Genomic DNA, 23,297 nt, shown 5'->3' on the forward strand with positions numbered 1-23,297 from the left:
TTTTTTAATGAATAAAACAGCAGAAAAACAAGCGTTAATAGATAAAATCGTTGAAGCTATCCAGGATGTAAAAGGAGAGGACATTATGATCTTTGATCTTTCCAACATCGAAAACTCCGTAGCAGAGACGTTCGTGATATGTAGTGGAAACTCAAATACACAGGTTTCTGCATTGGCAGGGAGTGTAGAGAAAAAAGTGAGAAACGAACTGAAGGACAGACCTTGGCATGTAGAAGGTACGGAAAATGCAATGTGGGTATTGGTAGATTATGTTTCAGTGGTGGTTCATATATTTCAAAAACAGGTACGTGAGTACTATGATATAGAAGAGCTTTGGGGTGACGCCGTCATTACCAAAATTGAAAATGAGTAATAAAATTTTAAAAAGTTTAAATGAATAATAAAGGATTCAACTGGTTCTTTCCCATTGCAATCATAGCTCTTTTGCTATTTTTTGGCTCCAATTTCCTTGGAGGTGATAGTGCAAAATCTATTGATGAGGATGGTTTCTTTAGAGAAATGCAGGCGGGGAAAGTCCAGAATATAATTATATACAAAGACATAGAGAAAGCTGATGTTTTCCTTACAAAAGAGGCAAAATCAGCAATGGTTTCCAAAACAGGAAAGGAAAACAACCCTTTTTCGGCGTTAGATATGACTCCTAAAGCAGATTTTTCTTTGAAATACGGAGATCTTCAGCTTTTCCTTCAGAAATTTGAACAGATCAAAGCGACCAATCCGGCAATCAAAACAACTAAAGATTACGGAACAGGTAAAAGTGCCTTAATGGATATTTTAGTTCCTGCACTGGTTTGGATTTCAATTCTAGGGTTATTCTACTTTCTTCTTTTCAGGAAGATGGGTGGAGGAGGAGGCCCTGGCGGACAAATCTTCTCTATTGGAAAATCTAAAGCGAAACTTTTTGACGAAAAAGAAAGGATTCAGGTAACATTCAAAGATGTTGCAGGACTTGAAGGAGCAAAAGAAGAGGTTCAGGAAGTTGTGGATTTTCTTAAAAACTCTGAGAAATATACAAAACTGGGAGGTAAAATTCCTAAGGGAGTCCTTTTGGTAGGCCCTCCGGGAACAGGTAAAACCTTATTGGCAAAAGCTGTTGCAGGGGAAGCTAAAGTTCCGTTTTTCTCACTGTCGGGTTCTGATTTTGTTGAAATGTTTGTGGGGGTAGGCGCTTCAAGAGTGAGAGATCTTTTTGCCCAGGCCAAAGCAAAATCTCCGGCGATCATCTTTATCGATGAGATTGATGCTATCGGACGTGCAAGAGGAAAGAATAATTTCTCCGGCGGAAACGACGAAAGAGAAAATACATTGAACCAGCTTCTTACAGAGATGGATGGTTTCGGAACCGATACGAATGTTATCGTAATGGCTGCAACCAACAGGGCCGATATCCTTGATAAAGCTTTGATGAGAGCAGGACGTTTTGACCGTTCTATTTATGTAGACCTGCCGGAGCTTCATGAAAGAAGACAGATCTTTGACGTTCACTTGAAAAAGATTAAGCTTGATGACAATGTAGACAGAGAATTCCTTGCAAAACAGACCCCTGGATTCAGTGGTGCAGATATTGCCAACGTTTGTAATGAAGCAGCACTTATCGCCGCAAGAAATAACCATACATCAGTTACAAAGCAGGATTTTCTTGATGCTGTGGACAGAATCATCGGAGGTCTTGAGAAGAAAAACAAAGCCATCAAACCTTCTGAAAAAAGAAGAGTGGCTTACCACGAGGCTGGACATGCTACTATTTCCTGGCTGGTAGAGCACGCATCACCGCTTTTAAAAGTGACGATTGTACCAAGGGGACGTTCATTAGGAGCAGCATGGTATCTTCCTGAAGAAAGACAGCTTACGACTACTGAGCAAATGCTGGACGAAATGTGTGCAACGTTAGGAGGTAGAGCGGCAGAGCAGGTGATTTTCAATAATATTTCAACAGGAGCGCTTTCTGATCTGGAAACGGTCACCAAGAGAGCTCAGGCAATGGTTACCATCTATGGTTTAAGTCCGAATATCGGTAATATCTCTTACTATGACAGTTCAGGCCAGTCTGAATATAACTTCGGAAAGCCATATTCTGAAGAAACTGCTACAAAGATTGATGCAGAAATCAAGTCAATCATTGAAAATCAATACGAGAGAGCGGTAAGAATTCTTGCTGAGAATAAAGACAAGCTTGACGCTTTAGCAAGTAAATTATTAGAAAAAGAAGTGATCTTCCGTGAAGATTTAGAAGAAATATTCGGAAAAAGAGCATGGGATCCAGAATTGACAGAGAAACCGGTAACCAATACTATTCCTGTAAAAGATCAGCCGGTAGTAGAGGATGCTCCTCAGATCAAAGAAAAAGAAGAGGAAAGCGAAATACAGGCTCCCGAAAGCCCAACACAGCTTTAAAGCTCTTAAAAATAGAATGAATACAACCTGACAACTTTGAAATTGTCAGGTTTTTTCATATTTAAAGAGATATTTTGGACACTATTGTAATTTATTTTCTATTTTTGTATAAAGTTGACTAAAAATAGATTAAGTTGAATTTATTCAAGAGGATTGTAAGCAAACTTACCAACCAGCCTGAAGAAGATGAAAAACAGAGCCTGGAGAAGCTTGGAGATTCGCTGAAAAATGCGGATCTCGACTATAAGTTTGCCCAATTATTTACGCATTCGGGAGGATTTTTTAATTATTGTGCAGATGAAGCGGAGGCTCTACAAACTTTAAATCAAATTATCAAAATAGAAGGTATCCACAATCTCTTCTGCTGGGATAAAGAACTTCAGAACTTTTTGAACGTGGTGAAAACTTCTTATACCTCAGAACTGCAGCAGCCAAATGATGCAGCATTCATCACCTGTGAATACCTGATCGCCTATGACGGAAGAATTATGCTTTCGCATAACAATATTCTTCATTATCATTCCTCAAGGCTTCCCGATAAAATTATCATCATTGCCAATGTTTCTCAGATTGTAAACAACCTGAATGATGCTATGGGGAAAATAAAAAGAAACGGAAATATCAAAAACCTTACTTCTATCAGCGGAAGCCAATCCAAAATGGACAGTTCTTCCAACGCCAATACAAAACTGTTTTTATTGCTGCTTGAAGATTAGCAACCACTTCTAAATTTTAAATTTTGGATAAAAATCTCATTCAAAGAACCGTATCAGGTATCGTTTATGTAGCCATCATTATTCTTTGTTCTACTCCGCTTGGAGCACAACTGCTGAACAGCATTGCCCCGGGACTTATCAAACAGCAATATCTTTATTATGGGTTAATGAGCTTGTTGCTGATCGTCGGAACATGGGAATGTGTAAAAATCATGAAATTTGGAAATGGGTACGAAAAATGGGTGGTATACCCATTGGTCATTTTTATATTTTATATTTTTTCCAAAAGATATTTTAACCATGATTTCTTTTTTGATTTCAGACTCAGTGAAATATTAGCCCTGGCTCTTATTGGCATTGCTGTGGTGACTTTATTCAAATATCCTAACGAATTATATTTCGACAGCGGAAAACTTATTTTTACCGTTATTTACGTAGCTCTGCCGTTCAGTTTTGCATTAGGCTTACCTAAGTTCTCCAGTTATAGTGATCATTTTTCTCTTGAGGTTCTGTTCCTGTTTATTCTGATCTGGAGTAGTGATACCTTTGCTTATCTGGTAGGGAAGTTTTTTGGTAAACATAAAATGGCTCCTAAAATTTCTCCCAAAAAAACATGGGAAGGATATGCCGGAGGAGTTGTTTTAACATTGATTTTATCTTATTTTATTGAACATTATCAGCCTGAATTGAGAGGAAACTGGATGATTGTAGGATTTTTGGTTGCAGCCTTTGCTCCATTAGGAGATTTGGTAGAGAGTCAATTGAAAAGAAATTTCGGTGTGAAAGACAGTGGAAACATCATTCCGGGACATGGAGGAGTTTTAGACAGGCTGGATAGTTTTATTATCTGCGTTCCTGTCGTATATTTGTACTTTATTTTAGAAAAATTTATTTAATCTCATGAAATTACATAGAGAATCAAAAGGAACGATTACCGTTGCGACTATACTTTTTATTATTGTAAGCGCTTTAGCGATTTATTTCCTTAAAATATGGTCACTGTTGATCATCATGCCTTTGTTGGTTATTTACAGTTTAGTCTTCTGGTTTTTCAGAGTTCCAAACCGTAATATTCTTGACCACAGAGAAAATGTGATCGCTCCGGTGGACGGAAAAGTGGTAATGATCAAAGAAGTAGAAGAGGATGAATTTATAAAAGGGAAAGCAATTCAGGTTTCTATTTTTATGTCTCCATTGAATGTTCACATCTGTAGATATCCGGTTTCGGGAGAAGTTATCTATAAGAAATATCACCCGGGGAAATATCTGGTGGCATGGCATGAAAAGTCTTCTACGGAAAATGAAAGAACTACAGTAGCAGTACAAACTTTCACCAACCATAAAGTAGTTTTCAGACAGATTGCCGGATATGTAGCCAGAAGGATAGTATTCTACTGTAATGAAGGTGATAAAGCAAAAGCAGGACACGAGTTCGGGTTTATCAAATTCGGCTCCAGAATGGATGTTTTCCTGCCTTTGGATACTGAGATTATCTGTAAGATCGGGGATATCACGAAAGGAGGTTTGGATGTAATTGCCAAACTGAAGGAAAATTAAAATTCTTATTAAATATAAACGCAAAAAGAGGGTCATTAAGGCTCTCTTTTTTGCTTTATAGGGGGTATATTTTGTTGAGTTTAACTACGCATGAGTGATATTGAGTACTGAGGGATTAAAGCTTATTTGTACAGATCAATAATTTTGCAGCTACACAAACACAGGTTATAAACGCTTTTATACCCATACAGAAAATGACTGAATATGACATATGATTTTAAGTGCTGATTTTTTTTATATTGATCAGGTTTGTTGAATAAACTAATCAGATTTTTACTAAATTAGAATGGAAAAACACGAATCATATTCTTTTATCACTGAAATTACAGACAGCTGTTTTGCTTGGTCAGTTTTTATGTCGTTTAAAAGCTATTAACATTGGAAAATTTATGCTTTCAGTAGTGCAAATGCCAATTTGAGCTTGTGAAAACATAAAAAAACAACAGGATGATTTATAAGTTTTTCTTTAAAGTGATCAACGATGAAGCAGAGAAAATGGATGATGGTTTTGAAAGCAGCTATCTGAATCTTATTAACCGGTATCTGCTTTTGTTATTTTTCATATTTCTATTTTATTCCATTTTTATTATTACTTTTTTCGGAGATAAGCTGATCTCAACATTTCTTACGGTTATTACTTTTTTCTGGTTGTTTTTAATGGCTGTAAAAGGAAAGACAAAACGATTTAAAACAATTTTGAAACCTTTCATTATCGGAATATTTGTTTTACTTACGTTTATAGTCAACTTCTTTAATATTTATACTTACAAAAATGCTGGTGTAGAGTATTTTTATTTTTGTCTTCTGTTTGCTGTCCCGTTTTTTTTAAACTATAAAAAAGATGCCTATTCTATTTTTTTTATTACTTTAATGATCAGTATTAACTTTATTATATGCCTGTACTTTGATTTTGACTTCCTGCCTAAAAGCCGGTTTTTAGAAAAAAAGGATTTTAAAATAATAAAATCATTGAATATTTTGTTCTCTATTGCCTCTTTTCTGATGGATATTGTCTTTATTACACAGAAAGATGAACTTATTAACGGTTTGATAACCGATAAAAAAGTAAAAGACTCTACCATCAAAGATCTTGTCAAAACAAATACAGAACTGATGAAGCATCAGATGCTTATCAATCATCTTTCAGAAGAAAATATTCAGGAGATACTGAATCTGGCAGAAACTAACTCTCCGGTCTTTTTTGAAAAATTTCAAGTGTTTTTTCCTTATTTTATTCCGGAAATTCTAAAAATAAACCCTAATCTGATCCATTCTGAATTATATTTCTGTGCTTTAATGAAACTTGATTTTGATACGAAGAAGATCGCACAATGTACCAATAACAGCATTCGCGCAGTAGAAAGCAAAAAATACAGAATACGAAAAAAACTCAATATTCCTTCTGAGATCAATATCAATAGTTACCTTATTAAAATTTAAACAGAATTCCGATTTTTATTACTCATACGTAGTCTTAAGTAGTGTCTGATGGTTTTTATTGTTTTTCTTGTCAATATTTTTAAATAAAAATGTTGTGATGAATATTAAGAACATTCATATCGGACCACTGATCAGATCTAAAGTGGAAGAATATGGGCTTCCCATAGAAAGAATCTGCCGCTTTTTAGACAAAACAGAAGATGACATAGAAAAAATGTATAATGCCAAAAGCATTGATACTGAAGTTCTGTTGAAATGGTGCAAACTTTTGAAATTTGATTTTTTCAGGTTTTATACAGGGCATTTGATTTTGTATGCTCCACCGCTTGTAAGAATTCAAAAGGCGGGAAAGGATAAGGAAAATACAATCATCTTCAGGAAGAATATCTATACAAAGGAAATAAAGGATTTTATACTTGAGAAGATAGAGACGGGAACAATGACCGCCGGTGAAGCGGTTGAACGATATAAGATTCCCAAGACAACCTTATATAAATGGATGAAAAAAATATAAAATGATGCCTGATTACAAACAGATTTATACTGACATTCTTGAGGAGAAATTTCCTGAAAAATTAACAGATGCTCACGTCAGATATCAACTTGAATCACTGTATTCTGCTATTGACGTTCTGAAATTTAATCAGTTAATTTTTGGGGAACCTGACTATACAACCGGGATTAATAATCAACAACTGCGTTCTTATGATAAAGAGTCTGTTTTGAAAATTCTCAGATATCAGCAGAAAAATAAACTTACCAATCTTCAGCTTAGCAGCCATTTTAAAATAAGCCGGAATACAATTGCCCGGTGGAAGGCTATTTTTAAAATATGAAGGATATGAAATCTGTTTAAGTTGAAGTATGTTTTTTTTAATTAAATAAGGTTTGATGGAATAACTGAATTTCTTTATTTGTGGGTTTGTTTATTTAAAATTATAGCTGTTTGTGAGTTTTACTACGTGTGAGTAGAATTGCGTATTGTGAGGTGATTTGATAATTGTAGGTTGATGATATTTTTGTCCCAATTAAATGACTTATTTAAATCTTATGTATTAAACAATTATAACTTATACAATGATGAGCACAAAATTTACTATGCCTCCGATCAAAGTCCTGCTTATAACGCTGATCTTTGCCTTTGGAAAATACTATTCTCAAGGCACTAATGGTGCTGTAGGGATCAATACCACAACACCCAATGCCAATTCTGTACTGGATATCGTTTCGGGTAATAATAACAAAGGAATATTTATTCCCCGTTTAACTGAGGCCCAGCGAAATGCAATTGTAATCAACACATCTCAGGATGATGGGTTGACGGTTTACAATACGACAGAAGACTGCCTTAATTACTGGAGCCTTGCTGATAATGAATGGAAAAGTGTCTGCGGACAAATGGGAAAATCTGTTTTTACGGTAGACTGCCCAAATTCCAAAGCAATGGGAAGCTATGTGAAAGGTAAAGATCTTACCAATTCCAATTATCTGAGCATTGCGGTTAATGTAACAAAGATTGGAAATTATACAATTACCGGGACTACTTCAAACGGATATAATTTTTACGGAACCGGGGTGTTCCTTAATACAGGAACACAAACGGTACAGGTCCCGGGCCAGGGTAATCCTCAGAATATCCAGACCGATAATATTGCAATTGATGCTAATGGCACCGAAGTAACATGTACTCCAGCGGTCTCTGTTACTGTTCTTAGCCCTTCAGGAACGTATACCATGAGTTGTGGAAGTGCAACCGTAAACGGAGTGTACAAAGTGGGAACGGCTCTTACGTCTTCCAATACGATTACTTTACCTGTCAATGTCTCAGCATTGGGTAGTTACACCATTACCACGAATACGGTAGATGGTATCTCTTTCAGTGGCTCCGGAACATTTACCTCTACGGGAAATCAGAATATTACCTTAAACGGATCGGGAACTCCGTCTTCTACATCTGTGAAAACAATTACAATTACTTCTGATAGTCAGGGAGGAGTGTCTACAACTTGTTCTGTCAATGTAATTGTTGTCATTCCTAAAAAAACAGTTTTACATATCGGACTGGAAACAGTCTATGGTTATAGTGCTTATACTGGTCCTTCGCGAAGTCTTATGGATTCCCCGACAAACTTTGGAGTTACTGCTTCAAGTATTATTAAATCTGAAGGCTTTAACCATATATCTTTAGGCAATGCACCTTCATCAGCTGCTCTTCAGACAGCGCTTAATAATAAACCGGATATTGTTGTAATTGGATACAGCTATACACCTAATACGACGGATGCTGGTAATATAGCTTCCTACTTAAATAAAAAAGGAGTTGTAATTGCTTTTGTAGACGATGTAACTACTTCACAAAATTTACTTAGGGGAATTTTTTCTGATCCTACAATTTCAGCGGCCAACGGAGCCGGAGCGGGTTCTGTCTATGCACTTAGCAATTCTGATGATCCGGTCCTTAACGGTCCTTTTGGAGATGTAAGAGGAAAAAACTGGGGTGAAGATGCTTCTACAACAGTAAATGTTTCAGGATTGACAAGCGGTTTTACTCCTTATAGTTTTGCCCAGCCTATCAACAGTACTACTAGCAGAACAGGGATTTCAGGATTAAGAAGTACTAATCTAAACTTTGTCTGGTTTGGAGACGGAGGATTCTTAAGTAATGAAAACGCCAACGGAAATCAATATACAAGTAATACTATTGAACCGTTTGTAGCACCAAGCTCGGGGGGATATTTACCTGTTCAGAAATCTGCCTACGGATATGCAGGAAATGGATATACTGCAGGCTCAATGCAGGTTCAAAATTCAATACTTTTTGCCAATATGCTCGCCTGGGCAATTCAACAGGCAGAATTCAACGGCATAAACACACAATGATGACGTTTTTAAAGAAGGCTCCGGTACGATTATTCGTACCGGAGTTTTTTATTTTATATATTTTTTAATTTCTTCTGTCAGATTGATGATAAATTCTACAGAAAGATCTTTTTCCATATCAATAAGAAGGATCTTGAACTTCTTTCTGCCGTCCTGTATCAGTTCAGGATAATCCAGCTTATCTCCATGGTAAAAGCTGATATAGTGTTTCTTATATTTTTTGCTGTAATAAAAATAGCACAGCATTTTCTTTTTATATTTGATAAATGGAAGCCCAAAACTGAATGTTTCTGAAATATTCTCGGGATCTGAAGCCAGAATCTTATCACGCAAAAATAAAAGAGTACTTCTTTCAGGCTCTTCGATTCTGTAGAAATACTCCTGTATAGGGTTCATTTTAATTCAGTTAAGGATTAATCAAAATTTTGAAGTTCGACAAGCTTGTGATACATTCCTCTTTTTGCAATCAGGTCATGGTGGGTTCCCTGTTCTACAATATCGCCTTTTTCCATTACTACAATCCAGTCTGCTTTCTGAATGGTTGAAAGACGGTGAGCAATGACCAAAGAAGTTCTGTTCTCCATCATTTTTTCAAGAGCATCCTGTACAAATCTTTCAGATTCCGTATCCAGCGCGGACGTGGCTTCATCCAGAATCATGATTGGTGGGTTTTTCAATACGGCTCTTGCTATAGAAACCCTCTGTTTCTGACCTCCGGAAAGCTTGTTTCCGTCATCCCCGATGTTGGTATCATATCCCTCGGAAAGATTGGAGATGAAAGAATCTGCATTGGCGATTTTAGCTGCTGCAATTACTTCATCTTTGGTAGCATCAGGTTTACCCATCAGGATATTATTATAAACAGAATCATTGAATAATACTGATTCCTGTGTTACCATTCCCAGGAGCTGTCGGTACTCCTGTAATTTTAGATGTTTGATGTCTGTACCGTCTATCAGGATTTCCCCTTCCGAAACATCATAGAATCTTGCTAAAAGATTGGCAATGGTTGTTTTACCACTTCCGCTTTGTCCTACCAAAGCCACCGTTTTTCCCTTAGGAATGGTTAAATTGAAGTTTTTAAGAATAAGATTCGCTTTATCATAATAGAATCCAATATCTTTAAATTCAATACTATTCTGAAGCGTTGTAATAGATACAGGCTCTGCAATTTCTTCAATCTTTACATCGGCTTCAAGGATTTCCAATACTCTCTTCAGGGAAGCTTCTCCCTTTTGAACGTTAGAAATAGAAGTAGATAAACTTTTTGCAGGAGGTAAAATCTGGAAGAACATTCCTAAAAATACAAGGAAGTCTGCCGGAGAAATACTTTGCTCAACAATAATTTGTTTTCCTCCATACCAGGCAATGATCAGGAAGGTAATAGAGCCTAAGAATTCGCTCATTGGAGAAGCCAGTTCTTTCTTTTTACCCAAATTAATAGAGCTTGAAATCCATTTGTTCATAGAATGCATGAATCTGTTATTCATGATTTTCTCACCATTAAATATTTTAATGACTTTTGAAGATTTCAATGTTTCATCCACAATGGAGAAAATGGTTCCCAGCTCACTTTGTGCTTCATGTGAATCTTTTTTAAGGCTTTTTCCGATCAGTGCAATCATTGTTCCCATTACAGGAAGAACCAGTAAAGAGAAAAGAGTCATTTCCGGGCTCAGGAAAAATAAAGTGACTAAGGTGCTGATCAGCATAAAAGGGGCGTTGATCAGTTCAATTAAGCTTCCTAAAATATTTCCCTCTACTTCTCCTACGTCATTAGACATACGGGACATCATATCTCCCTTTCTGCTCTCCGTAAAGAATGAAACAGGAAGAGAAAGTATTTTTCTATACATCGCTCCACGCAAGTCTTTGGTTACGCCCACGCGGTAATTGATCAATAATAAAGAACCGAAATACCGGAATGCATTTCTTAAAAAGAACATAAATGCAGTAATTATACACAGCCAGGCAAGAACGGTAAGAGCACCATGTTCACTTACCAACGTCTGTACATAATAGTTGGAATATTCTTTTAAATAAGAGAAAAAATCAACAATCTCACCAGAATACACCGGAGCTTTTTCATACTTCTCAGGCTTTATAGTACCAAAGAGCATTCCCAAAACGGGCAGGATGGTCCCTAAGGAAGCAATCTGAAATACAGAATACAGGATATTGAAAAATAAACTTCCGTATATATATTTCTGATGTGGTTTCGCGAACTTTAAGATTTTTTTGTATTCGTTCATTCAATGAAAAAATTGGATAGCAAAATTACGTAAAATTAAAAGATAAGACGTTCTTAATCTTGTTTTACTTTAATGGATAAGTTCCAAAAAATGTCTTTTTGTTACAATTCGGTACTATTGGGCTTTGTTTTTTTTTGACAGATACCATTGAGTATTCTGTCAAGACAGGGATAAGAAGGATGAGAGATTAATAATAAAAACCGCTGAAAAGCGGTTTTGTATGATGATCCCATTAAAATTTTACCTGGTCGTTATACTTCGGAGCAAAATTTTTAGGACTCAGTTTCTCCAGTGTTTTTCCAAAATTATTGATAATCTGTGTCATATTATCAAAATCAACAATGTTGATATCATCATTTTCGTGATGATAATGGGATGCTTTCGTCATATCAACCGTAGAGAATGAATGGGCGATAATTTTCTTTTTTACAAAGCTGACATTGTCTGAGCGGTAGAAAAGCTGTTGTTTGGCATAAGGATCTGCATTGATTTTTAATCCATTGACAGCGTTTTTATTAAACAGTTCATCAAGATCAGAGAATCCGTCACCCGTCATGTATAATGCGTTTTTCCCCCACTGAGATTCTGTAGCTACCATTTCAAAGTTGAAAAGTGCTGTCATCTTATTGTAAATAGGATCTAAATTTTTATCTGTTGAAATGGCCCTTGATCCCAACATGCCCTTCTCCTCGCCATTAAATGCCATGAAAACCATAGAGAATTCAGGTTTCTTATTTTTAAAATAATCGGCAATGCCAATAAGGGTGGTGATTCCGCTGGCATCATCATCCGCTCCGTTATAAATATTGTCTCCGCTTTTATCACTGGTCCCTATATGATCAAAATGTCCTGAAAACCCCAGGTATTGATCTGTTTTTCCCTTTTTGATCCCGCAGACATTGTACGCTGTTTTTCCATTATAGTCAAAAGGAATCAGATAGGATGTTCCGGTACAGTATTCCAGATTATTTTCTTTAAAAAGTTTAGCAATATAATTCGCTGCATTTTCATTTTCCTGAGTGCCGATTTCACGGCCTCTCATTTCATCTGATGCGAGAGTGGAAAGCACTGTTTTTACTCTGTCTTTGGAAACTGCCTGTGCAAAGGTGGCCATGGAAAATAGAGATAATGTAAGATACGTTAGCTTTTTCATTGTCTTTTATTAAAATTAAAAGTTATATGATCTGTCGCATATTGGACTAAAAAGTTGCAATGAATTTACATAAATTAATTGATCTGTACGAACTGGATGTGTATATAGAATATCAGAAAAATAAAAAACAGCTCCTTAAAAGAAGCTGTTCTCACTCAAAAAATCGTTGTAAGGCTATCGAAGTCTGTCTACAGATTTTACGAGCCTCTCATCTTTACGGATGTAAATGTTTGCAATAAGCAGACATATCACCGCGATCAATGGGAAAACCGGCTCAATACCCTTCTCAGGAAACTGAATTCCTCCGGATAAATTTAGTAACCAGTACGCCAATACACCAATCAACAAAGCGTTTATAATGATGCTGATGGTATTCAGCAAAATTTGTCTTTTCCTGTTTTTGAAACTGAAAATACTTAATGCTCCAGTAATAACAAGTATTATACAGCCGATATTAACTAACGGAATACGGTCTGAAATGACAGCATCCTGTCCTGTTATAAAAAGGAAAACAGCAGCTAAAACTGCTAATAATGTCCATATAGTTTGTATTCTCTGTAGCATTGAATATTAAATTCTTGGCAAAAATAATATAAATTTTGCACAATTCAAAAATAAGTGTAGATTTGCATTATACAATGTACTTGAAAACAAAAGTCACCGGACTTACTTTTCTTACTCACAATTAATTACATTTTTACATTAAATATGTTTAACATAGAAACGTTAAGGTCAAAATCCGTAACGGAACTGACTAAAATCTTAAAAGATTTGGGCGTTAAAGTTGCAAGAAACAGCAATGAAAATGACAAAATCTTTGCTATTCTTGACTTTCAGGCTTCTAATCCTAAAGTTGCAAAAGATTATTTCAACGCCACAGAACCTGCCAGTGTAAATACTGAAGAGGCTCCAGCAGAAAAACCTGCTAAAGCCCCGGCAAAAAAAGCTGCCCCCAAAAAAACAGCAGCCAAGCCAAAAACAAATACAAATACAAAAGCTCCGGTAGAACCTAAAGCAGAGGAAAAAACAGAAGAAAAGATACCGGCTTCTGAAGAAATAAAACCAGAAGAGCCAAAAGTTGAAACCGCTGTAGCTGCAACAACAGAAGAGTCAGCACAAACGGCTCAGGCAAAAAAGAAAAGAAAAAGAGTTTCTACCAATACAGGTAATACAGAAGTATCCCAGGAAAAAACAGAAACTCCAAAAAACACAGAATCTCAAGAGCCTGCACAGGCTGAAGAAAAGCCTAACAATCTCCCTCAACAACAGGCTAACAGACCTCAAAAAGGACACAACCATCCACAGAACAGTGGAAATCAACATAAAAATCAAAACCAGAACCAACATCAGCAGCACCAAAACCAGAATCAGAATCAAAACAGGCATTCTGACAAGGCAGAGGAGCAGAATGACCATAAAAAAGAATTTAATTTTGATGGATTGGTAAGCATTGAAGGTGTTCTGGAAATTTTACCTGACAACTACGGATTCTTACGCTCATCAGATTTCAGTTATATCTCTTCTCCTGATGATGTATATGTTTCTACAGCACAGATCAGAAATTTTGGTTTAAAAACGGGAGACACCGTAAAAGGAATTGTAAGGCTTCCGAAAGAAGGAGAAAAATACTTTTCACTGTTAAGACCTACAGAGGTTAACGGACGTGATCTGGCATTTATCAAAGACCGTGTAGCGTTTGAATATCTGACACCTCTTTTCCCGGAAGAAAAATTCAATCTTGCAGGAAGCGGATCTACAGTGTCCACAAGAATTGTGGATTTATTTGCACCTATCGGAAAAGGGCAGAGAGCGATGATTGTTGCGCAGCCTAAAACAGGTAAAACGATGTTGCTTAAAGATATCGCGAATTCTATTGCCGCGAATCACCCGGAAGTATACATGATGGTTCTTCTGATCGATGAACGTCCGGAAGAGGTTACCGATATGGAAAGAAGTGTAAATGCAGAAGTTATTGCTTCTACGTTTGACGAAGCAGCAGAAAAGCATGTGAAAGTAGCCAACCTTGTTCTTGCAAAAGCACAAAGAATGGTAGAATGTGGTCATGATGTAGTCATCTTACTGGATTCTATCACCAGATTGGCGAGAGCATACAACACCGTAACCCCTGCATCAGGAAAAGTGCTTTCCGGTGGGGTGGATGCTAATGCTCTTCACAAACCGAAAAGATTCTTCGGAGCAGCAAGAAAAATTGAAGGAGGAGGATCTCTTACAATCATTGCCACTGCATTGATTGATACAGGATCTAAAATGGATGAAGTAATCTTTGAAGAATTCAAAGGTACAGGTAACATGGAACTTCAGCTGGATAGAAAAATCGCTAACAGAAGGATTTATCCTGCTATTGATCTTGTAGCATCAAGTACCCGTAGAGATGATCTTCTGCTTGATGAAGTAACTTCACAGAGAATGTGGATTCTGAGAAAATATCTTTCTGAGATGAATCCTGTAGAAGCTATGGAATTTGTTGATAAAAACATCAAAGGAACACTTAATAATGAAGAATTCCTGATGTCTATGAATAAATAAATTTAATTATTGTTAATTAAAAAGCATGAACCGTTGGGTTTGTGCTTTTTTTTGCTGAAATCTGAAATTCTAACAATAGCCATATTTAAAATTAAAACTGTTTTTAGTCCCAATTAGCATCTTCAAAACTTCCTTACCTGAAAATTTAATTCATTCTAAATCAATATATCAATGTTAAAGATTTATTAAAGTAATCCCCAATCTTTGATAATACCTTAAATATTGGCTATTTTTGGATATAACATTAAAAATAAAGATTATGTCATTTGAATTACCAAAATTAGGATATGCATATGATGCATTAGAGCCAACTATTGATGCAAGAACTATGGAGATCCACTATACAAAACATCACCAGGCATACATTGACAATTTAAATAAAGCAATTGAGGGAACTGAACTGGCGGGAAAAACAATTGAGGAGATCTGCCAGACAGGAACAGATAAGCCTGCAGTAAGAAATAATGGAGGTGGACACTTCAACCACTCTTTATTCTGGGAAATTTTAACTCCTGGAGGAAGCAAGGAGCCGGTAGGAAATGTAAAAGCTGCTATCGAAAATTACGGTGGTTTTGATAAATTCAAAACTGATTTTTCTGATGCTGCCAAAACAAGATTCGGTTCAGGATGGGCTTGGTTAGTAAAAAATGCTGACGGTTCTGTATCTGTATCTTCTACACCAAACCAGGACAATCCATTAATGCCTGTAGCAGACGTTAAAGGAACTCCGGTTTTAGGATTGGACGTTTGGGAGCATGCTTATTATTTAAACTACCAAAACAGAAGACCTGACTATGTTTCTGCATTCTTCGATGTGGTAAACTGGGATAAAGTAGAGGAATTATTCAATAAATAATTTTCAGCTATTATAAAAATGAAAAGGTTCAGAAATTGCTCTGAACCTTTTTTATTAAGTTTACATTTTACCTTATGGCATCAGCTCCGGATAGTCCGTTCATTTTTAGCTTGTATTTCCAGTTTACATATGCAAAAACCTGGTATAGTTTATATTCAAACTTGATCCCATAATTTTCCTTTGGATCATAATCTATTCCGGATTCAATAATATTTCTATACCTGCCGGAATTATAATAGCTGTTCCATTCGTTGACCAGAAATGTGTTTTTTGCCTTCAGATAGGATTCTGAGTACTGACTGATGGGTTTGGCCACAGCGCTCAGAAAATAATCAAACTGGGTATCGATGACGGTAAGATCCCATTCCCCGTCTTCATTTTTGGATGGTTTCATTTCATGCTGCTCTTTATCTTTCTTTGGTGTTTCCTGAGAAAAACAGCTGAAAGGGACCAATGCGAACAATACTAATAGAATAATATTTTTCATGATTAAGGTATTTATATAAAAAAAGCACTCCAATAAGAGTGCCTAACTTTTTTATGGTTCTTTCTGAAGAACTACAAATGCCGGGAAGTGGTCACTGTAGCCTCCTGTAAACTGGTCTCCGTTCCAGGATCTGAACGGATAGCCTTTATAGTTTCCTTCCTTGTTTACAAGATAAGCAGGGGCAAAGATTTCTGCTTTATATACTGAGTATTCTTTGGTTACCTGATCTGAGATTACATTTTTAGAAACGATAATCTGATCAAAGAGGTTGGGTGCATCCTGATATGCCAAAGAAGCAACTCCTTTCTTATATAAAGGGTACATCAGGTTAAGATATGGGGTTTCTTCACTTAAATCTTTAGGGCTTGCCTGAGCTTTCAGATGATTTTTTAAACTTGGACTTACAGGATCATCATTGAAGTCACCCATTGCAAAAAGCTTTGTTGTCGGGTCTGCAGCCCTTACACTGTCCATCTGTTGTTTTAATAATGCAGCTGCGGCATTTCTTTTAGGTAAAGAAATCGCTTCACCGCCCCTTCTTGAAGGCCAGTGGTTCATGAAAAATGCTACTTTTTCATTATCTAAAAATCCTGTTACGACAAGAATATCTCTCGTATATTCTCTTTTGCCGTTGTCACCATAAATGACCAGTTCCTTTTTTAATGAATTGGTGGGGGTGAATCTTCTTTTCTGATAGATCAGTGCAACATCAATTCCTCTGTAATCATATGAATTGTAATGAATGATTCCGTAATCATATTTCTTTAAAGCAGGCTCATTGATCAGATCCTGAATAACCTGTCTGTTTTCAACCTCTATTAAACCCACTACCGCAGGAGCTGTTTTGGTATATTGTGCTCCCATTTCAGAAATTACCTTGGCTTCGTTGGCCAGTTTTGCCTTATAAATTTTTGTTCCGTAGTTTTTGGCACTTTTAGGAGTGAATTCATCAGAACCACTTTGCTCTCTTACTACTTTTTTCCCTTTTAAAGCACTGTCACTCCATGGACCATCATATTTTTCAGCTTCCAGGAACTTGATAGAATCCATAGGAATACTTCTGTGAAATGCAGGGTTTCTGATGTCTTTAGTCCCGTCAATATAATCTGCAGAGCGGATGGTGTCCCAAAGGTTTTCTACATTTAAAAAACCTACGGTAGCCACTTTTCTCAGTTTCCCTTGTTGTTGCGAGAATGCCATGATCGAAATAAAAATGGCCAACAGAGTCGAAAATCTTTTCATCTCTTTTAGTTATTATTAATACTGTTTAATTTACAAATTTACTTTTTTTTAATTCACTGCCTTTTAAATATTTGTAAATTTAAAAGCAGTAAATTGAAACACTCTTATATAATGATTCTTAAAAGTTTGCAATGTTAAGAAAAAATAATGTTAAAAAAGTTGTGAATTGTAAAATTTGATTAAATTTGTGCCCCCAACTTTTAAACCGTTGAAAATTAACAAGAAAAGTATTTAAAAAAATAAATATACTCATGATTAAAAAACTATCATTAATCTCTTTATTTACTTTGCTGCCTGCTTCATATTACTATGCGCAGACAACAGTGTTTGCGTATCTTAAGGATGCGGACGGAAAGCCTGTTGAGCAAGCAAATGTAGATTTAAAAGGAGCAGGAAATGATGCAAAGGCAGACAAAATCGGTTATTTCCAATTTACTGATTTGATGCCTGGACATTATCAAATTATGGTTACAAAACCAAATTTTGAAACTAAAATTTTTGAATTTGATGTAACCAGTGATGAGAAAAGAAAAGATCTTGGAGTAATTACTCTTTATTCTGCATTGAATGGTGCAGATCAGGGTTTAGCCATTGTAGAGGACTCTGGAGAAAGTGACAGCGGTGGTGCACAGCAGACTGCAACTGTAGGATTGCTACAGTCTTCCCAGGATGTTTTCAACAGAATTGCAAGTTTCGATTTAGGACCATACTGGTTCCGACCGAGAGGAATTGATAGCAGAACAGGGGAGAATATGATCAACGGGGTTTCTATGGCTGCTGCAGATAATGGAGATGTAGACTTCAGCACATGGGGAGGTTTGAACGAAATTACCCGTTATCCGGAAATTTCAGCCAATCATGCACCTTCCGAATATGCTTTCGGAGGAACTACCGGAGTATTTTATAAGAATACTAAAGCCAGCGAGTACAGAAAAGGAAGTCAGCTTACTTACTCTCTGACCAACAGAAACTATACCAACAGATTATCTTACAGATTTTCTTCCGGGATGAACAAGAACGGATGGGCATTTACAGGGATGATTGCCAGAAGATGGGCACAGGAAGGAATTCAGGATGGTACTGCCTATGATGCGTACAGTGGATATATTGGTATTGAGAAGAAATTCAGCGACAGCCATACCATGACCCTAAACGCGATTGGTTCTAAATATGCAAGAAGTTCTTCAAGTCCAAGTACTCAGGAAGTATATGATTTCAGAGGAGTTCATTATAATTCTTACTGGGGATGGCAAAACGGGGATAAAAGAAACGAAAGAGTGAAAAGAGGCTTCCAGCCAATGATCCAGTTGCAGGATTTCTGGAAAATCAATAAAAACTCTCAATTGTGGACGTCTGTATCTTATCAGTTCGGTAAAGAATACAGTTCAAGACTAGACTGGTACAGAGCCAATAACCCGTCTCCAACCTATTACCGTAATTTACCAAGCTATTGGTTAAACTATAAGAACCCTGCTCCGGAGCAGGCTGCCAACATCGGAATTACAAGAGACTGGTGGACCAATGATGACCAGTCACATACTCAGATCAACTGGGATAATCTTTATAATGCCAACAGAAACGTACAATACAATGCTTTTCTTGGAGGCAGAAGAGCTGCTTATTATCTGGTGGATGATGTAAAAGATGATAAAGTATGGAATGTAGCAACTCACTATACTTATAATTTTAATGATACCTCCCGTTTTATTTTAAATTTATCATATCAGAATTACAGATCTGAACAGTATAGAGAGGTAAATGATCTTTTAGGAGCTGATTTTGCTCTTAATATGGACCCGTTTGCATCCAATACAACAGCAGGAAGTGTTTGGGGAAAATTCAATACAAGAGAAAGCGATACTGATGTTGCCAAAAGAGAAGGAGATAAAATCGGGTACAGCTATATTTTCAGAAGACAGGAATTCAAAATAAATCCAGCTTTCAAATTCTCAACAGGTAAATTTGATGTTTTTGTTTCCGGATTATTCGGTTATACGACCAACAGCAGAGAAGGATTGTTCCAGCATTATCTGTATGAGTCATCTTACGGAAAAGGAGCGGACCAGAATTTCTGGAATGCTGGTGTCAAAGGACAGGTTACCTATAAGATCAACGGTAGAAATTTCCTTGTTTATAACGGAGCCTATTTTTCACAGTCTCCTTTTTTAAATGATATTTATTTTAATACAAGAGTAAGTGGTGTTACGACTCCGGGTATCAAAAACGTTGTTATTGATGCAAACGATTTGAGCTATGTAATCTCTACTCCGATTCTAAAAGTTAGACTGACAGGATATCTTGTTAATACTCAGAATGAAACAAGTGTACAAAGATACTTTGCACAGGGAGTTAAGCTGACAACTCTGACAGAAAGCGGAGATCAGGCCCCGATTCAGGATGGTGCTTTCATTACACAGGTATTGGCAGGAGCTAACAAGAGAAATATGGGTATTGAACTTGGTGCACAGGTGAAAGTGACTCCTACTTTAACCGCTAGCGGATTATTAAGCTTAGGACAGTATACTTATACTAATAATCCTACTGTTTATTTTGCATCTGATGCGGTTGGAACATTCAGAGAGCTTGATGGAAACGGAAATATCGTATCAAGGTCTTACACCAACATGGGGGAAGCTACCCTTAAGAATTACAGACAGGGTGGAACTCCTCAGGAAGCCTATACTTTAGGTCTACGTTACAGCAGCCCTAAATACTGGTGGCTTGGAGCAACATGGAACTATTTCGGACACTCTTTCCTAGATCCGTCTCCTGTAACCAGAACAGCGAGATTCTATACAAACCCTAACACACCGGGAGTTCCTTATGACAACGTAACGGAAGAGGAGCTTGCAAGAGTTCTGGCTCCTACAAAATTACCTTCAGCATTCTTCTTCAACGTGAATGCAGGTAAATCATGGATGATCGGTAAATATTATGTGTTGGTGTCTGCATCTGTCAATAACATTTTAAATAACAGAAATTATATTACGGGTGGATTTGAGCAGACCAGAAACGTTAACTATACTGACTATACGAATGATTATGACAGCGGAAATATGGTATTCGCACCTAAATATTGGTATAACCAGGGTAGATCTTATTTTGTTAACCTTCAATTCAGATTCTAAAAAATTAAATTAAAAATCGAAACAATGAAAAATATATATTTTAAAGCAGCGGTATTCAGTGCCATTTCCATGCTGACGTTCTCGTCTTGTGTAAAAACTGATGATTATGAAGTACCGGAGATTAAATGTACCAACAAATTTGCAGCAGCTAATCACCAGTTGTCAGAACTTGCGACGATTGCAAAGCCAAAACCTACAGCTGCAGATATCATTACAGAAGACTATATCGTTGAAGCGTATGTTTCTTCAAGTGATGAGTCTGGGAATATTTATAAAATGATGTTCCTTCAGGATAAACCTGAAAACCCTACACAGGGGATTGAGATTGATATCGACGGAGGAAACCAGTATCTTGATTTCCCAACAGGAGCTTTGTTGAGAATCAACCTGAAAGGATTAATCGTTCAGGGAGTTAATGGAAACATTAAAGTAGGTTCTTATGATCCTAACTATCCTATCGGTAGAATCAACCCGAACAAAGTTTCCAATTATATTGCAAGAGTTTGTGACGGGCAAAAGCCAGTTGTAGCTACAATGAAGCCATTAGAGTTCGCTTCTATCTCGGATGCACTGAAAAACGGTGCTCACATCAACCAGCTTGTAAAAATTAAAAATGTTCAGTTTGAAGATCCTGAATTAACAAAAACTTTTGCTGATGAATCGGGAACAGGTGACCGTTATATTACAGATAAAAAAGCAGGTAGATTAGATCTTCGTTTCAGTAACTATGCAACTTTTGCGAAGTCTCCAATTTCTCCTAAGTATGCAAAAAGTGGTGATATCGTTCTTCTTTTAAGCCGTTATACAGGTACAAGCAACACTACAATTTATACAGAACAGGCTTATATCAGAGATCTTTATGATATAAACTTCCCGAACGACAGATTCACTCCCGGTGAGCCTGAACTTCCATCTGCTAGTGCTGTTAATCTTTTCCCAGGATCTGATTTTGAAAACTGGCCATCTTTCTTATCAAGTTTAAATAGCTTTGGGCTTATGCCTTATGCTACACAAGGTATTGGTTTAGGATACAATGGTACAAATTCCCTTCAGATTAAAGGAACACCTTCCAATAATGACTATGTATTTACATCGAATGCAGCGTCAGGAATACCAGCGGCTCCAAAAAGAATTACCATGTATATCAAAGGTACTGCATCAGGAAAATCACTTTCTTTCAATGTATACAGAGCAACACCACTTGCTCCTAATACGTCTGCTTTCTATACATTCAATTTAGGAACATTTTCTACAGGTGCCACTTTAAGTCCAGAAAGTACAAATTCATATAACGGGGCTATCAATACGAACGGACAATGGAGGCTGATTGAGCTTACTCTTACAGGTCTTACAGATCTTAATATTACCCCTGGAAAAACTATGTTTGCCCTTAAAACAGGAAAAGACGGAGTGTATGATCTTCAGATTGATAACATCAAAATTGAGTAATTCTTTCTTTTAAAGTGGTCGTGTTATTTCATTATAATTTCAAAGAAGCCAGCCCGATAGGGCTGGCTTCTTTTTGATCAAAAATTATGGTATGGTTTCAAAAATTTTTATTTCTCGTATTTTAGTGATGATTAATTTATGTTGAGTGCAATAAAGAAAAACTAAACATGACAGAAATTCAAAAACTGCAGAATATTCTCAATCATTTCTACCCGATAGTCGTAAAAAATATTACAGTAATGGAACCCGGCTGGGCTGCATTAGCATATAAGGTATATACAGATGACGGAAATCTGTTTTTTCTGAAGGTATATGATAAGAACAGAAATTCTACTGCATATATCCTGGAAGCGGTTCCTACCTATTTGTTTTTTATTGATTGGCTGAATTCGGATACTCTTTTAAAAGGAAAGATTTCGAAGCTGGCTCATACCCATGACGGAAATATTAAAGTAGAAGATGAAAGCTATATTTACATTTTGATGGAATATATAGAAGGGCATACGGTAGGAGAAAGGCAGCTTACTAGGAAACAGGTTAGGGAACTGGCTGATATAGTGGCCCGGCTTCATGAAATAGTACCTCCTGTATCCATCCATACCGAATCTATTACCGAAAAATTTCAACTTGTATTTCTCAATACATTAAGAGAATGGCTGACTTCTGAGTTGGGAAGATTGAAACCAGATATTCAAGATGTTCTGATGCCATTTCGTATCAGTCTGATTCCGCAGATTGATGAATTGGAGATCCGGAAAACAGAGCTTTCCGGAGGTGATTTTTCCTTTGTACTTTGCCATACGGATATTCATAACTGGAACATTATCGCAGATGAAAGTAATATCCATCTTATAGATTGGGAAGGGATAAAGTATGCACCTGCCGAAGCTGATATTTTTGGGATTTATCAGGAAGTTTATTTCCCGGAATTCATGAAATACTATCAGGATTTGCGTCCGTCTTATAAAATCAATATGGAATTGCTTAGATATTATATGATAAGTCGGCATATGACAGATCTCTGGGAGGGAATTGAGCAGCTACAATTCGATGAATTATCCGCTGAAGAGTATATCAGTCAATTGAAAGCTTTGAAGGCTGTATGCGAAGAAAATGAAGCGTTTGTCAAACTGCTGTAAAAAACAAAAACCACCGTATCAGCGGTGGTTTTGTTA

Annotated in this window: 20 protein-coding genes; 14 read left to right on the plus strand and 6 right to left on the minus strand. The window is 36.6% G+C overall.

Annotated elements, in window-relative coordinates:
* Positions 1–7: 7 nt before the first annotated feature.
* The 9 genes from rsfS to CRS_RS23695 all read left to right on the plus strand — a co-directional run bounded on the left by rsfS (position 8) and on the right by CRS_RS23695 (position 9,008).
* A complete protein-coding gene (gene rsfS, locus CRS_RS23655; RefSeq protein WP_142726406.1) occupies positions 8–373 on the plus strand; it encodes a ribosome silencing factor in 366 nt (121 codons plus the stop codon).
* Positions 374–393: 20 nt separating this feature from the next.
* Entirely contained in the window at positions 394–2,415 is a 2,022-nt protein-coding gene (ftsH, locus tag CRS_RS23660; RefSeq protein ID WP_142726407.1) for an ATP-dependent zinc metalloprotease FtsH, read from the plus strand.
* 134 nt (positions 2,416–2,549) lie between these two features.
* Entirely contained in the window at positions 2,550–3,131 is a 582-nt protein-coding gene (locus tag CRS_RS23665) for an LUD domain-containing protein (RefSeq protein ID WP_142726408.1), read from the plus strand.
* 23 nt (positions 3,132–3,154) lie between these two features.
* Positions 3,155–4,027 (plus strand): phosphatidate cytidylyltransferase, encoded by an 873-nt coding sequence (locus tag CRS_RS23670; RefSeq protein ID WP_142726409.1) that lies wholly within the window; start codon positions 3,155–3,157, stop codon positions 4,025–4,027.
* Positions 4,028–4,031: 4 nt separating this feature from the next.
* Positions 4,032–4,688 carry a phosphatidylserine decarboxylase family protein gene (locus CRS_RS23675; protein ID WP_142726410.1) on the plus strand — a complete coding sequence of 219 codons (657 nt, stop codon included), beginning with the start codon at positions 4,032–4,034 and terminating at the stop codon, positions 4,686–4,688.
* 447 nt (positions 4,689–5,135) lie between these two features.
* Positions 5,136–6,128: a Two component regulator three Y domain-containing protein gene (locus CRS_RS23680; RefSeq protein WP_142726411.1), complete on the plus strand. Its 993-nt coding sequence runs from the start codon at positions 5,136–5,138 to the stop codon at positions 6,126–6,128.
* Positions 6,129–6,225: 97 nt separating this feature from the next.
* Positions 6,226–6,642 (plus strand): transposase, encoded by a 417-nt coding sequence (locus tag CRS_RS23685; RefSeq protein ID WP_142726412.1) that lies wholly within the window; start codon positions 6,226–6,228, stop codon positions 6,640–6,642.
* Between the two features lies 1 nt (position 6,643).
* A complete protein-coding gene (locus CRS_RS23690) occupies positions 6,644–6,964 on the plus strand; it encodes a helix-turn-helix domain-containing protein (RefSeq protein ID WP_142726413.1) in 321 nt (106 codons plus the stop codon).
* A gap of 241 nt (positions 6,965–7,205) precedes the next feature.
* Positions 7,206–9,008 carry a hypothetical protein gene (locus CRS_RS23695; RefSeq protein ID WP_228451339.1) on the plus strand — a complete coding sequence of 601 codons (1,803 nt, stop codon included), beginning with the start codon at positions 7,206–7,208 and terminating at the stop codon, positions 9,006–9,008.
* A gap of 48 nt (positions 9,009–9,056) precedes the next feature.
* On the opposite strand, the gene CRS_RS23700 is transcribed toward CRS_RS23695, so the two are convergent.
* The 4 genes from CRS_RS23700 to CRS_RS23715 form a co-directional block, all read right to left on the minus strand.
* Positions 9,057–9,404 carry a DUF1801 domain-containing protein gene (locus CRS_RS23700; protein WP_142726415.1) on the minus strand — a complete coding sequence of 116 codons (348 nt, stop codon included), beginning with the start codon at positions 9,402–9,404 and terminating at the stop codon, positions 9,057–9,059.
* Positions 9,405–9,421: 17 nt separating this feature from the next.
* Positions 9,422–11,260 carry an ABC transporter ATP-binding protein gene (locus CRS_RS23705; protein ID WP_142726416.1) on the minus strand — a complete coding sequence of 613 codons (1,839 nt, stop codon included), beginning with the start codon at positions 11,258–11,260 and terminating at the stop codon, positions 9,422–9,424.
* Between the two features lie 232 nt (positions 11,261–11,492).
* Positions 11,493–12,413, minus strand: a complete 921-nt coding sequence (locus CRS_RS23710; RefSeq protein WP_142726417.1) for a M28 family peptidase — start codon at positions 12,411–12,413, stop codon at positions 11,493–11,495.
* Between the two features lie 174 nt (positions 12,414–12,587).
* Positions 12,588–12,977 (minus strand): DUF4293 family protein, encoded by a 390-nt coding sequence (locus CRS_RS23715; RefSeq protein WP_142726418.1) that lies wholly within the window; start codon positions 12,975–12,977, stop codon positions 12,588–12,590.
* 144 nt (positions 12,978–13,121) lie between these two features.
* Here CRS_RS23715 and rho point away from each other — a divergent pair, with 144 nt between their 5' ends.
* The gene (rho, locus tag CRS_RS23720) at positions 13,122–14,960 is read left to right on the plus strand and encodes a transcription termination factor Rho (RefSeq protein ID WP_142726419.1); all 1,839 of its coding nucleotides are present in this window, start codon (positions 13,122–13,124) and stop codon (positions 14,958–14,960) included.
* Between the two features lie 259 nt (positions 14,961–15,219).
* The gene (locus tag CRS_RS23725) at positions 15,220–15,816 is read left to right on the plus strand and encodes a superoxide dismutase (protein ID WP_142726420.1); all 597 of its coding nucleotides are present in this window, start codon (positions 15,220–15,222) and stop codon (positions 15,814–15,816) included.
* A gap of 67 nt (positions 15,817–15,883) precedes the next feature.
* Here the strand turns inward: CRS_RS23725 and CRS_RS23730 are convergent, their stop codons facing one another.
* On the minus strand, positions 15,884–16,303 hold the full coding sequence (locus CRS_RS23730; RefSeq protein ID WP_142726421.1) for a DUF6146 family protein: 420 nt from the start codon (positions 16,301–16,303) through the stop codon (positions 15,884–15,886).
* Between the two features lie 51 nt (positions 16,304–16,354).
* On the minus strand, positions 16,355–17,545 hold the full coding sequence (locus CRS_RS23735; protein ID WP_142726422.1) for an endonuclease: 1,191 nt from the start codon (positions 17,543–17,545) through the stop codon (positions 16,355–16,357).
* Between the two features lie 251 nt (positions 17,546–17,796).
* Here CRS_RS23735 and CRS_RS23740 point away from each other — a divergent pair, with 251 nt between their 5' ends.
* The 3 genes from CRS_RS23740 (at position 17,797) to CRS_RS23750 (ending at position 23,261) form a co-directional block, all read left to right on the plus strand.
* The gene (locus CRS_RS23740; RefSeq protein WP_142726423.1) at positions 17,797–20,673 is read left to right on the plus strand and encodes a carboxypeptidase-like regulatory domain-containing protein; all 2,877 of its coding nucleotides are present in this window, start codon (positions 17,797–17,799) and stop codon (positions 20,671–20,673) included.
* Positions 20,674–20,697: 24 nt separating this feature from the next.
* Positions 20,698–22,122 (plus strand): DUF5689 domain-containing protein, encoded by a 1,425-nt coding sequence (locus CRS_RS23745; RefSeq protein WP_142726424.1) that lies wholly within the window; start codon positions 20,698–20,700, stop codon positions 22,120–22,122.
* Positions 22,123–22,289: 167 nt separating this feature from the next.
* Entirely contained in the window at positions 22,290–23,261 is a 972-nt protein-coding gene (locus CRS_RS23750) for a phosphotransferase enzyme family protein (protein ID WP_142726425.1), read from the plus strand.
* Positions 23,262–23,297 lie beyond the last annotated feature (36 nt).

This window comes from Chryseobacterium sp. ON_d1, assembly GCF_006829085.1.
Taxonomy (GTDB): domain Bacteria; phylum Bacteroidota; class Bacteroidia; order Flavobacteriales; family Weeksellaceae; genus Chryseobacterium.